General features: G+C 64.7%; 12 protein-coding genes. 8 read left to right on the forward strand and 4 right to left on the reverse strand.

Features of this window, described 5'->3' with window-relative positions:
* Nucleotides 1-12: 12 nt before the first annotated feature.
* The 3 genes from ACSMXM_RS10165 (at nt 13) to ACSMXM_RS10175 (ending at nt 2,886) form a co-directional block, all read left to right on the forward strand.
* Complete coding sequence (locus tag ACSMXM_RS10165; protein ID WP_460315856.1) at nt 13-891, forward strand: F0F1 ATP synthase subunit gamma; 879 nt, start codon at nt 13-15, stop codon at nt 889-891.
* Between the two features lie 17 nt (nt 892-908).
* Nucleotides 909-2,363, forward strand: coding sequence for a F0F1 ATP synthase subunit beta (gene atpD / locus ACSMXM_RS10170; protein WP_460315857.1), 1,455 nt, complete (start codon nt 909-911; stop codon nt 2,361-2,363).
* 121 nt (nt 2,364-2,484) lie between these two features.
* A complete protein-coding gene (locus ACSMXM_RS10175) occupies nt 2,485-2,886 on the forward strand; it encodes a F0F1 ATP synthase subunit epsilon (protein ID WP_460315859.1) in 402 nt (133 codons plus the stop codon).
* 341 nt (nt 2,887-3,227) lie between these two features.
* On the opposite strand, the gene ACSMXM_RS10180 is transcribed toward ACSMXM_RS10175, so the two are convergent.
* Genes ACSMXM_RS10180 through hemC form a run of 4 tightly spaced genes read right to left on the reverse strand, consistent with a single transcriptional unit; the run spans nt 3,228 to nt 7,210 of the window.
* Nucleotides 3,228-4,430, reverse strand: a complete 1,203-nt coding sequence (locus ACSMXM_RS10180; protein WP_460315861.1) for a hypothetical protein — start codon at nt 4,428-4,430, stop codon at nt 3,228-3,230.
* Nucleotides 4,431-4,459: 29 nt separating this feature from the next.
* Nucleotides 4,460-5,581 (reverse strand): COG4223 family protein, encoded by a 1,122-nt coding sequence (locus ACSMXM_RS10185; RefSeq protein ID WP_460315863.1) that lies wholly within the window; start codon nt 5,579-5,581, stop codon nt 4,460-4,462.
* Nucleotides 5,582-5,609: 28 nt separating this feature from the next.
* Nucleotides 5,610-6,284, reverse strand: coding sequence for a uroporphyrinogen-III synthase (locus ACSMXM_RS10190; protein WP_460315865.1), 675 nt, complete (start codon nt 6,282-6,284; stop codon nt 5,610-5,612).
* Entirely contained in the window at nt 6,281-7,210 is a 930-nt protein-coding gene (gene hemC / locus ACSMXM_RS10195) for a hydroxymethylbilane synthase (protein ID WP_460315866.1), read from the reverse strand. The genes ACSMXM_RS10190 and hemC overlap by 4 nt, the downstream gene beginning before the upstream one ends.
* Before the next feature lie 23 nt (nt 7,211-7,233).
* Here hemC and tsaD point away from each other — a divergent pair, with 23 nt between their 5' ends.
* The 5 genes from tsaD to ACSMXM_RS10220 all read left to right on the forward strand — a co-directional run bounded on the left by tsaD (nt 7,234) and on the right by ACSMXM_RS10220 (nt 13,934).
* Nucleotides 7,234-8,298, forward strand: coding sequence for a tRNA (adenosine(37)-N6)-threonylcarbamoyltransferase complex transferase subunit TsaD (gene tsaD, locus ACSMXM_RS10200; RefSeq protein WP_460315867.1), 1,065 nt, complete (start codon nt 7,234-7,236; stop codon nt 8,296-8,298).
* Nucleotides 8,298-9,275: an NAD(P)H-dependent glycerol-3-phosphate dehydrogenase gene (locus ACSMXM_RS10205; protein WP_460316405.1), complete on the forward strand. Its 978-nt coding sequence runs from the start codon at nt 8,298-8,300 to the stop codon at nt 9,273-9,275. Before tsaD ends, ACSMXM_RS10205 begins: the two co-directional genes overlap by 1 nt.
* A 95-nt stretch (nt 9,276-9,370) precedes the next feature.
* Nucleotides 9,371-11,080, forward strand: a complete 1,710-nt coding sequence (ggt, locus tag ACSMXM_RS10210; RefSeq protein ID WP_460315869.1) for a gamma-glutamyltransferase — start codon at nt 9,371-9,373, stop codon at nt 11,078-11,080.
* Nucleotides 11,081-11,102: 22 nt separating this feature from the next.
* Nucleotides 11,103-12,908 carry an AMP-dependent synthetase/ligase gene (locus ACSMXM_RS10215; RefSeq protein WP_460316407.1) on the forward strand — a complete coding sequence of 602 codons (1,806 nt, stop codon included), beginning with the start codon at nt 11,103-11,105 and terminating at the stop codon, nt 12,906-12,908.
* A gap of 111 nt (nt 12,909-13,019) precedes the next feature.
* A complete protein-coding gene (locus tag ACSMXM_RS10220) occupies nt 13,020-13,934 on the forward strand; it encodes a DMT family transporter (protein ID WP_460315870.1) in 915 nt (304 codons plus the stop codon).
* Nucleotides 13,935-14,000 lie beyond the last annotated feature (66 nt).

Below are 14,000 nucleotides of genomic sequence, written 5' to 3' on the forward strand. Positions count from 1 at the left end.
GACCAAAGCCACATGGCCAGCCTCAAAGACCTGAAAAACCGGATCACCTCGGTCAAATCGACCCAGAAGATCACGAAGGCGAAAAAGATGGTCGCCGCGGCAAAGCTGCGCCGCGCGCAGGAGCGTGTCGAACAGGCGCGCCCCTATGCCGAAAAGATGGAGTCCGTCATGGCCTCCCTCGGCAGCCGCGTCGTGCCTGGTCCCGAAGCTTCACCGCTTCTGGTCGGCACGGGCAAGACCGACACCTATTTGCTGGTCATCGCCACATCGGATCGCGGCCTCGCCGGGGCGTTCAACGCGAACATCGTCAAGAAGGCGCGGGAAACCGCCGATCGCCTGATCGCCGCGGGAAAGACGGTCAAATTCTATCTGCTCGGAAAGAAGGGCCGCGCGGTCATCCGCCGCCTCTATCCCGACATGATCGTCCACTTTCAGGATTTCAGCGATATCAAGGATCCTGATTTCAATTATGCCCGCGCCATCGCGAACGACATCGCCCTGCGGTTCGAGGCGGGCGAATTCGACGTGGCACAGCTTTATTACAGCCAGTTCAAATCCGCGCTGGTGCAGGTCCCGACCGAACAGCAGATCATCCCGGTCCCCGTCGACAGTCACGCCGACGAGGGCGCGGCCACCGGCGCCATCGATTACGAACCGTCGGAGGAAGCGATCCTGGATGACCTTCTGCCCCGCAACATCGCGGTTCAGATCTTCAAGGGGTTGCTGGAAAACGGCGCATCGGAACAGGGCGCGTCGATGACGGCGATGGACAATGCCACGCGCAATGCCGGCGACCTGATCAACGATCTGACCATCCAGTATAACCGCACGAGGCAGGCCGTCATCACGACCGAACTCGTCGAAATCATTTCCGGCGCTGAAGCGCTGTAGAGGCTGAGGAACGAACCATGGCAACCACCCCCACTACCAATAATATCGGCCGCATCACGCAGGTCATCGGCGCCGTCGTCGACGTGCAGTTCGACACGGAACTGCCCGCCATTCTCTCGGCGCTGGAAACGCAGAACCATGGCAAGCGCCTCGTTCTCGAGGTCGCACAGCACCTCGGCGAGAGCATGGTCCGCACCATCGCCATGGACGCGACGGAGGGGCTGGTTCGCGGTCAGGAAGTAACCGACACCGGCTCGCAGATCCGCATGCCCGTCGGCCCGCAGACGCTCGGCCGCATCATGAACGTCATCGGTGAACCGATCGACGAGCGCGGCCCCATCGGCGCCAGCGAGACTATGCCGATCCACGCAGAGGCACCGCTTTTCGTCGACCAGTCCACGGACAGCTCGATCCTCGTCACCGGCATCAAGGTCATCGACCTGCTCGCGCCCTACGCGAAGGGCGGCAAGATCGGCCTGTTCGGCGGCGCCGGCGTCGGCAAGACCGTTCTTATTCAGGAACTGATCAACAATATCGCGAAGGGCCATGGCGGCACCTCCGTTTTCGCCGGCGTGGGCGAGCGTACGCGTGAGGGTAACGACCTGTATCACGAATTCCTCGATGCGGGCGTTATCGCAAAGGATGCCGACGGCAACGCCATTTCCGAAGGATCGAAGGTTGCGCTGGTCTATGGCCAGATGAACGAGCCTCCGGGTGCGCGCGCCCGTGTCGCGCTTTCCGGCCTGACCATCGCGGAATATTTCCGCGACATCGAGAACCAGGACGTGCTGTTCTTCGTCGACAACATCTTCCGCTTCACGCAGGCCGGTTCGGAAGTGTCGGCACTTCTCGGCCGTATTCCTTCCGCTGTGGGCTATCAGCCGACGCTCGCCACGGACATGGGCAACCTGCAGGAACGCATTACGTCGACGAACAAGGGCTCGATCACCTCGGTGCAGGCCATTTACGTTCCCGCCGACGACCTTACCGACCCTGCCCCTGCAACGTCGTTCGCCCACCTCGACGCGACCACCGTGTTGAACCGCGCGATTTCGGAGCTTGGCATTTATCCGGCCGTCGACCCGCTCGATTCCACCAGCCGTGTTCTCGAACCGCGCGTCGTGGGCCAGGAACATTATGAAACCGCACGCGCGGTTCAGGAAATCCTGCAGAAGTACAAGTCGCTGCAGGACATCATCGCCATTCTGGGCATGGACGAGCTGTCGGAAGAGGACAAGCTGACCGTTGCCCGCGCGCGCAAGATCCAGAAGTTCCTGTCGCAGCCGTTCCACGTGGCAGAGGTCTTCACCTCCATCCCGGGCAAGTTCGTCGCCCTGGAAGACACGGTGAAGAGCTTCAAGGAAGTCGTCGAGGGCAAGCATGACGACCTGCCCGAAAACGCCTTCTACATGGTCGGCGGCATCGCCGAGGCCCGTGAAAAGGCACAGAAGATGGCTGCCGAAGCGGCCTAAGGCAAAAGGACCGGCGCCCCGGCAAATGTCGAGGCGCCCCTGCCGCACCGTGGGACAGGGAAAACTGTCCAGAACTGGATCCCGGCGCCGCCGGGATAACGATTTAGGTGACTGAACTGATATGACACTTCATTTCGAACTCGTCAGCCCCGAGAAGCAGCTTCGCTCCGGCGACGTGCATCAGGTCGTCGTTCCCGGTTCAGAGGGCGACTTTGCCGTATTGGAGGGGCACGCCCCTTTCATGTCGACGATCCGTCCCGGCGCCATCGACGTCTATGAAAGCGCCTCTTCCGGTGCAGAGCGCATCTTTATCGAGGGCGGCTTCGCCGAAGTGACGGACAAGGGCCTCACCATCCTTGCCGAACATGCACAGCCTGTCGCCGATATCGATGTCGCCGGCCTGTCCGAAAAGATCGCCGCAGCGGAAGCGGAAGTACGCGCGGCACCCGACGACGCCCACCGCGAACTGGCTGAAAAAAAGCTGGCCGTTCTGGTTGCCAAGCGCGAGGCCGCTGCAAACTAAGCCCCGCCGCCCCCTACCGAGGGGCGGGCCCGTACTCCGGGACGACTGCCAAACCGGACACGAACCGGACAGTTTCGTTGCCGTGCCGCCACAGGCAAATCCTATTCGACAGTCGCCGAATTGGCGCGGGTTGCGAAATAGGATTTCGCCGCGCACAATTCCCTCTACTTCCTTATCAAATCAAGCAGTTAGCCCGGAACCTTACGCGCCTCGCGCGCGGGCGCCCGCGCACACGCGCGCTGAGTGTCCGCTTGTCCGCTTTCGCGCCTGTCCGTTTCCGCAAATAATTGAGCGAGAAGCGCGCTCAGGACATATTCGCCCCCACGGCGCGCTCGCCGCTGTCAGATGGCGGTTTCGGGCAGCATGAGTCCGACATGGCGGCAATTCGGACATTCCAGCACCCAGTCGACCGTCTGGGTCCGGCAATTCGTGCATTGCCACCTCAGACCCGGCGCGCCTGTCGCTGCGGCATCCAGCCATGCCGCGCCCATTGCCGGCTCCATTCCCAGCCGCCGATATGCCTCCAGCGCAATGGCGGCGGCGCGCAGCCGCACAGGCGGGGTCTCAAGCAAGGGGGCGACCGAATCCAGCGCCAGGGACGGATCGCCGGCCATCAGGGCCGCTTCGCCCACCAGCAACAGGCTGTCCGGATGCTCAGGATTCTGCTCGGCCAGGCGCTGCAGGCGTGCCAGCCGGTCGCTGTCCGTTTCCAGCGGATAAAGCTCCGCATAGGCGCGGCCCAGTTGCGGCGTCGGCTGCACAGACCACACGCTTTCCGCTGCACGCTCGGCGGCGGAAACGTCGGGTGCCTCCTCCGCAAACAGGGCCAGTCTTGTCGCCGCCGGTGCGAAGCGCGGCTCCGCCTTCAGCGCGCGGGCAAGTTCCGCGCGGGCGGGCTCCTCGTCCAATTCGGCGTCCGCCGCTCCCGTTCGCAGCGCTGCTTCGATCCAGCTGCCAAGCCGCTCCGCTTCGTCATCCAGCGCGCGCCATTTTGGCAGGGCGGTCAGCGCGCCGGCGAAGTCCCCCGCCCGCGCACTTTCCTCAACGACGGCGCGCCATGCCACGGGACTTGCCGGCGCGACCAGCGTCGCCTGCTCGGCAGCGCTGACACCCGGTGACGTCCGCAGCCGCGCCAGGGCCGCCAGCGGTTTTGTTGCGCGATCCTGATCCAGTTGCTCGATGCGCGCCTCGTCGCCTGTCATCGCCGCCACTGCCCGTGCCATGACATTGGTGGGATCGCTCTTCAGCGCGTCGCCTGCCAGCGTCGCAGCGCGTTCCTCCTGCCCAAAGACCAGCGTCGCCAGCGCCGCGCTGGCATTGCCCAGTGCCGCCCGTTGGCGCCTCAGCGTCCGCGCCGGGCCGAACAGTCCGGATTTCCAGCGCAGCCAGTTCCACGCCCGGCGAGCGATATGTGTGACGCACCAGAACAGCGCCAGCGCCGCGACCAGCCAGACGGGGTGGAAGGCGACGTGCCAGCCAAACCATTCCACCTCGACAAGGCCGGGCACGTTCGCCGCGAGCGCGGCGCCAAGCGCCAGTACCATTACCAGCGCGACGATGATGACCCTGCGTGTCAGAGCGATTCCGATTCAGAAGAGTCGGAATTATCGCCCCGCCGCTGCGTTGCAGCAGGGGGCGAAACGATACGCGATTCCAGCCGGTCCAGCAGCTGCTCGGTGCGCACGTAATTCGCCGCGTCGATCCACCAGCGCGCGCCCTGCTGGCGCACCGATTCGGGCAGGGTTGCAAAGGCGCGCACGGCCGTCTCGATATCGCCCTGATCCAGCGATTCGGATATGCGCGCGACAATCCGTTCATTTTCCGTGCCCGGGTCTTCCGCGCCCGACCGGCGGATGGTGAAAATATCCGCGATGCTTGCCTTGGTACGCTCCCAAAAGCTCTGGCTGGAGGCCTCTTCCGCAGACCCCAGCAGGGCAGGTTTCAAGCGCTCGAAACGACGGCGCAACTGCTCTGGACCAACGAGTTCCCGCATGCCCGCGGCAAGCTGATCGATCATCTCACCGGCACTTGGATCGAGCGCTGCCTGCAGGGCGGGGCCGACAACGCCCAGCGGCTCGGCTGAATCGAACAGTGTTCGCGCACGGCCAAGCAGCAGCACCGCCCGGGCGTCACCGGCGAGCCGCTCCGCCTCTGCCATGCGGCTGGCCGCCTCGCCGCGGGAATCCTGAACCCGGACGGTCAGGCCAGCCACCTCAGCCGACAAATTGTCCACGCGGCCGTCCAAGGCGCTCTGCTCCCGATTGACCGCTTCGATGCGACTTTCAATGCGAACAATTCGGTCCGTATTCAGGCTGGCCGACAGCTGAGGCAGAACGGGATCATTAAGGGCGCGCGGCCCTTCTCGCGTTCCGGATCTTTCCGCTTGCGATCTGCCATCGTCCTCCTCATCCGAAGGCGGTGGGCGGCGTTCCAGGCTTGCAACCCGCGTCTCCAGCTGCGCGATTTCGCTGTCCTGCGAATTGAGGCGCGCGGAGACACTGCCCAAATCCGCTTCCTGTCCCACCCACGGCAGGCGGCTGCGGACCTCACGCTCGAACCACGGATTGGCGATCATTCCCAGGCTGAAGAACAGCAGCGCGATGACCATGAACCAGGGTAGCACGCCACGGCCTTCACCCGGCGCACGCTCCGCTTCGGACTGTCTGGCTGCATCGGTTTTGTTATTATCGTCCATCGCCCCGCTCCTACCGGCTTGCCTCTCTCTAGGACAACAGGCCTGCCACGGCAAAGAGGGCGTCTTCATCGGGTTTATCCGCGATTTCGACCGCCCGCCAGCCAGAACCCGCTGCTGGTGCTACTGCAGGACCGATCAGCGCCAGATCAAGGCGTGCACGGTCAGCGCCGATCCGGTCAAATTCGGCCACAAAGGTCGCTGCCGAGCGCGTTGAATAAAGAAGCGACACGTCGACCTTGCCATCCAGCAGTGACGCCGCCGCCTCCCGGGAAAGCGGCTGCGGGTCCGCGGCATAGGTAATGACCTGCTGCGCCCTTAATCCTTTCGGAGGTTCGAACTGGGTCAGGTCGCGACCGCAAATATGAAGAACACGGGTCAGCCCGCTTTGCTGCGCCATGCGGTAAAGCTCGCTTGCGCCCCGCGCCTCGAGACTGTGGACATCAGTAAAGCCCGCCTTCTCTGCGGCAGCGGCGGTGGCGCGGCCCATCGCAAGAACCCGAACATCCAACAGCCCAGCCGGAATGGGAGCCAGCACGGCATTGGCGCTGCTGATCAGAATCGCCTCTGGCTGTTCTACCGGCGGCTGCCACAGGCGCCGCACGATCCTGAGCAGCGGCGAGACGATTACCTCATGCCCCATTGCCGTCAGGCGGGCGCGCGACCGTTCCGCCTGGTCCGGTGGCCGGGTGATCAGAACTCTCATGCGCCAGAAAACAGGGCGGCAAGTTCGGGCGGCGCCTGTGCCAACAGGTTGCGGCCCAGCGCGGCGCCGGCCTCTGTCGGAACGGCGCGCGGCGCGTCGGCGGCAAACCGCGTTTCGCCCCTGCGGTCAATCCGGCCATCCTCGGTCAGGATTTCAGCGCGCAACAGAAACTCCTGCCCGTCCCGCACAGCCAGCGCCGCCACTGGGCTATGGCAGGACCCGCCGAGCGCCAGCGCAAATGCGCGTTCCGCCGATACGGCGATATAGGTGTCAGGATCGGAAATCGACGCCAGCACCTCGCGAAGGTCCGTCCTGTCGGCACGCACCTCGATACCGATCGCCCCCTGACCTGGCGCCGGCAGCATTTCGTCGGTGCCGATTGCCGTGCCGACATCGCCGTGCCCCAGCCTGTCGAGCCCCGCTGCCGCCAGCAGGGTGGCATCCGCCTCCCCCGCCTCCAGCTTTGCCAGGCGCGTGGCGACATTCCCACGAATGGGCACGATCTTCAGATACGGATAATTCCGAAGCAGCTGCGCCGCCCGGCGCGGAGACGAAGTGCCGATCACCATCCCCTCGCTAAGGGCATGAAGCCCGGCGGCCCCCACCATGCGATCCCGTACATCGGCGCGGGGTAACATGGCCGCGATGGTCAGGCCGCCCGGACGCTCGCTTTCCACATCCTTCATGGAATGAACGGCCATGTCGATCTCGCCGGCCAGCAATTGCCGTTCCAGCTCCGCCGTCCAGACCCCCTTCCCGCCAATGGCGGCGATCGGGCGCGTCTGTTCGCGGTCACCTGCGGTCCTGACCTCGACAAGCTGACTCTCCCCCGGGAGGGCGGCGGCAACCATGCGCGCCTGCGCCAGCGCCAGCGGGGATCCACGCGTACCGATCCGATAGGGGGCGGAAGGCTCTTTCTTCTGCATGCGTAGCGGCGTAACGAAGCGGCATGGCGGATACAATGCGCACGCTTAGCCGGCCGGTGATTCTGGGCCTTGAATCGAGCTGCGACGAAACCGCCGCCGCCATCGTCACCGGTGATCGAACCATTCTTGCCGAAGCCATCGCGACGCAGGAGGCGGAACATGCCCCCTATGGCGGGGTGGTGCCAGAGATCGCCGCCCGGGCGCATTCGGAACGCCTTACCCCCCTTGTCGAGCGCGTTTTAACCGAGGCGAACCTGACGCTGAGCGATATGGACGCCATTGCGGCGACCGCCGGCCCCGGCCTGATCGGCGGCGTCATGGTGGGCTTGGTAACGGGCAAGGCGCTGTCCTATGCCGCGCAACGCCCCCTGATCGCCGTCAACCATCTGGAGGGGCACGCGCTCAGCCCGCGTCTTGCCGACGCAGCGCTGGAATTTCCCTACCTGTTATTGCTGGTGTCCGGCGGCCATACTCAATTGCTGGCGGTAGAGGGAGTCGGCCGATATCGGCGTCTGGCAACTACGATCGACGATGCCGCCGGCGAAGCGTTCGACAAAACGGCGAAGATCCTGGGGCTTGGATATCCCGGCGGCCCCGCCGTCGAACGACTGGCAGCAAGCGGCAATCCATCTGCAGTGCCGCTGCCCCGCCCGTTGGCGGGCTCGCGCGAGCCGCATTTCAGTTTCGCAGGATTGAAGAGTGCGGTCCTGCGCGCACAAAATCAGGACACACCGCCCGCGCCCGCCGATCTGGCGGCCAGCTTTCAACAGGCAGCATGCGACTGCCTGGTCGACCGCAGCCGCCTGGCCCTCGCCGCCATGCCGCAGGCGCGGGCGTTCGTGGTCGCGGGCGGGGTGGCCGCCAATCAGACCATCAGGAGCGCGTTGGCAGACCTTGCCGCGGAACATGGCCTGTCGCTGGTCGCGCCGCCGCTAAGCCTGTGTACCGACAATGCCGCAATGATCGCCTGGGCGGGTGTCGAACGCTTCCGCCGGGGCGATTTCGACCCGCTCGACACACCCGCGCGGGCACGCTGGCCACTGGACCCCGATGCGACGGTCGCGCGCGGCGCGGGGTACAAGGCATGATGCGCCTGGGCATCGTCGGCGCTGGGGCGTGGGGCACGGCCCTGGCCGTGGTCGCAGCCGCAGGCGGACCGGTCCGCCTTTGGGCGCGCGAAGCGGAGGTCGCCGAACAAATTCGCAACAGCAATGAGAACGCCATGTTCCTGCGCGGCGTGTCACTGCCGCCCGAAATTGTGCCTACCACCCACCTGTCCGACCTGTCCGACTGCGATGCGTTGGTGCTCGTCACGCCCGCCCAGCATTTGCGTTCGACGCTGAACGCGATCGACACTGCCGGGCGCCCCCTGATCCTGTGTTCCAAGGGCATAGAGGCGGAAACGCAGTTCCTGATGAGTGAAGTGGCCGAGCAATGTGCACCGGCATCCGCCATCGCCGTCCTATCCGGGCCGACATTCGCCGCCGAAGTCGCAAGCGGCCTGCCCACTGCGATTACCTTCGCATGCGCGGACGATGATGTGGCGACGCCGCTGATCACACGCATCGCCCAGCCGGGATTTCGGCCATATCATTCATCCGACGTTATCGGCGCGGAGGTCGGCGGGGCGGTCAAGAACGTCCTGGCGATCGCCTGCGGTGTCGCGGCCGGACTGGGACTGGGCCAGAATGCGCGAGCCGCGCTGATTTCGCGCGGGTTTGCCGAGATGAGCCGCTTTGGACTGGCCAAGGGTGCACGCGTCGAAACGCTGAGCGGCCTTTCCGGCCTCGGCGATCTGGTGCTGACCTGTTCGTCGGAAGCCAGTCGCAACATGAGCTTTGGCAAGGCCCTGGGCGAAGGCGCACGCGCCGCCGGTCTGATGGCGGACCGGCTAACGGTGGCCGAGGGAGTGTTTACAGCGCCGGTATTGGCACGGGCAGCAGAACAATTGAACGTGGACATGCCCATTACCGGGGTCGTCCTGGCCCTTATCGAAGGGCGACTGGATGCGCGTGAAGCCATCGATGCGTTATTGTCGCGCCCCCTGAAGGAAGAGCGTATCTGACGCCGCATGTCTCGCTGTGCGTGCCTTCATGATACCCGGGCCCCCCGCCACATCACCATTGTGGAATGGGTAGGATGCCGCCAAGAACGCCTGTCATGAAGTATATTCTTTCCGTCGCCCTCCTGACCCTGACGTCCTGCGCCGCGCCACAGCCGCTCGCTCCTCCCGCGCCCATCGCGGAGGACAGTTATGAAGCCCTGGTCAGCGCGGCGCATCCTGCTGCGGCCGAGGCAGGCGCGGAAATGCTGCGCGCGGGCGGCAGTGCGGCGGACGCCGCCATGGCGACGTTGCTGGCTCTGACCGTAGTGGAACCGCAATCCTCCGGCATCGGCGGCGGCGGTTTCATGATGTATCACGATGCCGCGAGCGGCCGCACCTTTGCGCTCGACGGCCGCGAAACGGCCCCGCGCGCCGCAACGCCCGACATGTTTCTGGACGCCGAAGGCAAGCCGAAGCCTTATCGGGCAAGTCAGGTGGGCGGCAAGTCGGTCGGCGTTCCGGGCAATATCCGGCTGGTTGAAGAGGCGCATAAGCGCTTTGGCCGGCTGCCGTGGAGCCGCCTGTTCGAGCCTGCCATCCGCCTGGCGAGGGAGGGGTGGGAGGTTACCCCCCGCCTCTATGGCATGTTGGAACGATCCGGCGACCGGGCCCGCCTGACACAATGGGCGCGGGCAACATATTTCAACGCTGACGACACGCCGAAACGTGTTGGTACGACAGTGACCAACCCGGCGCTGGCGAGCTTTCTTGAGCGTATGGCCGTGAACGGACCGAACGAATTTTACACCGGCCGCTCCGCCCGCCGCATCGTCGACGCCGTCACGAACGCACCGCAGAATCCGCAGACAATGACGACTGCGGATCTTTCAAATTACGCGGCCCGCTGGCGGGACCCGCTGTGCGGCGAATATCGCGGCTACAAGGTGTGTGGCATGCCACCCCCCTCCTCCGGCGGGACCACGGTCATCGCTCTCCTGAAACAGTTGGAGCGGTTCGATCTGGCCTCCATGGGCGCCGACAGCCCGGAGGCCTATCATTTGATCGCTGAGTCCATGCGCCTGGCCTTTGCGGACCGGGAAAAATATCTCGGCGACCCGGACTTCGTCACCGTGCCGGCAGAGGGACTTGTGTCGCCCACCTATACGGGGGAGCGCAGCCTGCTGATCTCGCCGACAAAAGCAGCGGAGAGCGTTGCTGCCGGAACGCCGCCCGGCGCGCCGGACCGCCCCGTGGTCAGGAGCCCGGACGATGGCGGCACATCGCACTTCGTCACCGCCGACAGATCGGGTGACGTCGTATCCCTGACCTCCACCATCGAAAGCGTCTTCGGTTCGGGCCTGACCGCGAACGGCTATTTCCTGAACAACGAACTGACCGACTTCAGCTTCGAGCCTACTTTTGAGGGCGCCGCCGCCGCCAATGCCGTCGCGCCGGGCAAACGCCCGCGCAGCTCCATGTCGCCGACCATCGTCTATGCGCCCTCTGGCGAGGTGGCCTTTGCCATTGGCGCTGCGGGCGGACCCACCATCATCGCGCAAACCGCAAAGGCGATCATCGGCGTCATCGACTGGGGCCTGTCCATCGAAGAGGCGATCGCCCTGCCGCAGATCTACGCCGCCCTGGGGCCAACCGTTCTGGAGGAGGGCACGGCCGCAGCCGGCTTTCAGGACGCCCTCAGTGGCATGGGCCATGAAGCCACGGTCAGCAGCCTGCCGCTGAAGGCAAACGGCCTGCAACGCGCCGGCCGCGGCTGGATCGGCGGTGCCGACCCCCGCAGCGAAGGCGCTGTCGCCGGTATCAGATGATTTTGCGCGTTGGTCCGAGGGGATGTCACCAATGATGGATGTGGAACGCTGGCCCAACCTGGTCACCATGATCCTGGATCAGGCGGCGCAGAAGGGGGATCGCCCGTTCCTGTGGGCGAAGGCCGATACTGCCTGGACATCCATAAGCTGGCGAGAGGCGGCCCGGCAGGTCGCACAGGTGGCCGAAGGGCTGCGGGATGCCGGCGTGAAACCCGGCGACCGCGTGGTTCTGGTCAGCGAAAACCGTCCTGAATGGTGCATCGCCGATCTGGGCATCATGGCGGCAGGGGCGGTGACGGTGCCGACCTATACGACGAACACCGAGCGCGATCATCTGCACATATTCGAGGACTCCCGCGCCGTTGCGGCCATAGTCTCGAACCAGAAACTGGCAAAAATCGTGCTGCCGGCCGCCTATCAGGCGGACGCCTGCGACCTGGTCATCGGCATGGAGCATCTGAGGATTGGCCAGTCATCGGGCGCAACCGTCCGCGAATGGCAGGAGATGTTCGCAGGCATGCCGGGGGATGTCGACGCGTTGCGGGACCGCATGGCGCCGGTCGGGCGCGAGGAGCTTGCCTGTATCATCTATACCAGCGGGACAGGCGGCGCGCCGCGCGGGGTACAGCAGCACCATGGCGCCATTCTCTGCTCGGTGGCTGGGGCCTATGACATCCTGTCCAACGATTTCGTGCTGACCGAGGATGAGGCATTCCTGTCCTTCCTGCCGCTGAGCCATGCCTATGAACATTCGGCAGGCCAGTTCTTGCCCATCATGACCGGCGCGCAAATCTATTATTCCCAGGGCCTGGACAAGCTGGCCGCGAATATCGAGGAGACGCGGCCGACCGTAATGGTCGTCGTGCCGCGCCTGTTCGAGGTGCTGCGATCGCGCATCTCCAAGGCGATCGAGAAACAGGGCGGCGCCGCCAATTGGATGCTGGCGCGCGCGCTGAACATGGGACGCCGACGCTATCAGGCCGGAAAAACCCCGCTGGTCGACCGGCCGCTGGACGCAGTACTGGAAAGGACGATCCGCAAGAAGGTCAGGCAGCGCTTTGGCGGCCGCCTGAAGGCAATGGTTTCAGGCGGCGCTCCGCTGAACCCTGAGGTTGGCATGTTCTTCCACGCGCTCGGCATTCCCCTGCTGCAGGGCTACGGCCAGACAGAGGCCGCACCCATCATCAGCTGCAATCGACCCTCCCGCACCATCAAGATGGACACGGTCGGCCCGCCCCTGAAAGGGGTGGAGGTCCGCATCGCCGGCGATGGCGAAATCCTGGTAAAGGGTGAGCTGGTCATGCACGGCTATTGGAACAACCCGGCCGAAACCGCCCGCGTTCTAAAAGGGGGATGGCTGCATACCGGTGACATCGGCCATATCGACGAGGATGGTCATATCGTCATCACGGACCGGAAAAAGGACCTGATCGTCAACGACAAGGGCGACAATGTCGCGCCGCAGCGGATCGAGGGCATGCTAACCCTGCAGCCGGAAATTCTCCAGGCAATGGTCGCGGGTGACAAGCGGCCCTATCTGGTCGGCCTGGTGGTGCCGGACCCGGAATGGGCCATGGATTGGGCAAACGAGCACGGCCACCCCGCGGACTTGTCGCGACTGCTGCCCCTGCCAGAATTCCAGCGCGCGATCATGGCCGCGGTCGACCGGGTGAATAAGGGACTGAACGTCGTCGAACGGGTCCGCCGGATCATCTTGGCGGAGACGCAGTTCACCGTCGAGAACGAACAGATGACCCCCTCAATGAAAATCCGCCGCCACGTCATTCGTGGCGTCTATGGCGCGCGGCTGGACGCGCTTTACAAATAGGCGGCGGCAGGGCGGGAACATCACTTGCCGCCACCACGACGCCGTCTAATTTAGCGGCGATGCGAGCTAATGGCTGACGGCGGGCGGCCTCACGCCTAGGGGTACCGGAAGATGCCCCGCCAATTGCCCAAATTGTCCGCCGCGCTGGCTGGCCCCTTCTGGATCATCTGCTCCTCGCTGCTGTTCGCCGTGGCCTGGATGTTCGTGAAGCTGGCGGGCGAGACGATTCACCCGTTCACGGTGGTTTTCTGGCGCTGTCTGGTCGGCACGCTGCTGTTGGCGCCCTTCATCGCATCGGGACGGGTCAAGATGCCACTGAACCGGATGAGCGGTCACGCCATGCGCGCCACATCGGGCATCATCGCCATGTTCTGCACCTTCTACGCGCTGGCCAACGCGCCGATTGCGACGGTGCAGGCCATCACGTTTTCCGCGCCGGTCATTGCGACGGTAGGCGCTGTCCTGTTTCTGGGTGAAAAGATCCATTTGCGGCGCATCATCGCCCTCGCGGTGGGATTTGGCGGGGTGATATTCGTCCTCCACCCCTGGTCGCAGCCGGTGACCATGGGCGTCGGCGTCGCCATCGTCTCTGCCTTCGCCATGGCCTTCACCACCATCGCCATAAAGAAGCTGGTCGGTTTCGACCGCCCGATGACCGTCGTTTCCTGGAGCTTCATTCTGCCGATCCCGCCCAGCCTGATCGTCGCCAGTTTCGTCTGGTCGTGGCCGCAGGGCTGGACATGGGCGTATCTGCTGGGCCTGGGCATTTTTACGGTCGCCGGACAAAGCGCGATGGTCCGCGCCTTCAGCATGGCGGAGGCCAGCGCCATCATGCCCTATGATTTCGTGAGGTTCGGCTTCATCGTCATCATCGGGTTGGTCGTATTCGACGAGGCGCTGAACCCCGCTGTCCTGATCGGCGGAGGCGTTATCCTGGCGAGCGCGGTCTACCTGGCCTGGCGCGAGGCGCAAGTGGCCCGCAGCGCCCGACCGGCCAATACCGAACGCAAGATGCGAACGCCATAAAGCGACAGCTGCATTTCCTTCGGTCGGCAGACACGGTATCGTCGACGAACCAAATTAACGGAGGCG

The organism is Pacificimonas sp. ICDLI1SI03 (assembly GCF_054740865.1).

Bases quoted from the DNA above. Each gene is read 5' to 3' on its own strand.
- ACSMXM_RS10165 (WP_460315856.1), top strand. From the start codon at position 13: ATGGCCAGCCTCAAAGACCTGAAAAACCGGATCACCTCGGTCAAATCG.
- atpD (WP_460315857.1), top strand. From the start codon at position 909: ATGGCAACCACCCCCACTACCAATAATATCGGCCGCATCACGCAGGTC.
- ACSMXM_RS10175 (WP_460315859.1), top strand. From the start codon at position 2,485: ATGACACTTCATTTCGAACTCGTCAGCCCCGAGAAGCAGCTTCGCTCC.
- ACSMXM_RS10180 (WP_460315861.1), bottom strand. From the start codon at position 4,430: ATGGTACTGGCGCTTGGCGCCGCGCTCGCGGCGAACGTGCCCGGCCTT.
- ACSMXM_RS10185 (WP_460315863.1), bottom strand. From the start codon at position 5,581: ATGGACGATAATAACAAAACCGATGCAGCCAGACAGTCCGAAGCGGAG.
- ACSMXM_RS10190 (WP_460315865.1), bottom strand. From the start codon at position 6,284: ATGAGAGTTCTGATCACCCGGCCACCGGACCAGGCGGAACGGTCGCGC.
- hemC (WP_460315866.1), bottom strand. From the start codon at position 7,210: ATGCAGAAGAAAGAGCCTTCCGCCCCCTATCGGATCGGTACGCGTGGA.
- tsaD (WP_460315867.1), top strand. From the start codon at position 7,234: ATGGCGGATACAATGCGCACGCTTAGCCGGCCGGTGATTCTGGGCCTT.
- ACSMXM_RS10205 (WP_460316405.1), top strand. From the start codon at position 8,298: ATGCGCCTGGGCATCGTCGGCGCTGGGGCGTGGGGCACGGCCCTGGCC.
- ggt (WP_460315869.1), top strand. From the start codon at position 9,371: ATGAAGTATATTCTTTCCGTCGCCCTCCTGACCCTGACGTCCTGCGCC.
- ACSMXM_RS10215 (WP_460316407.1), top strand. From the start codon at position 11,103: ATGTCACCAATGATGGATGTGGAACGCTGGCCCAACCTGGTCACCATG.
- ACSMXM_RS10220 (WP_460315870.1), top strand. From the start codon at position 13,020: ATGCCCCGCCAATTGCCCAAATTGTCCGCCGCGCTGGCTGGCCCCTTC.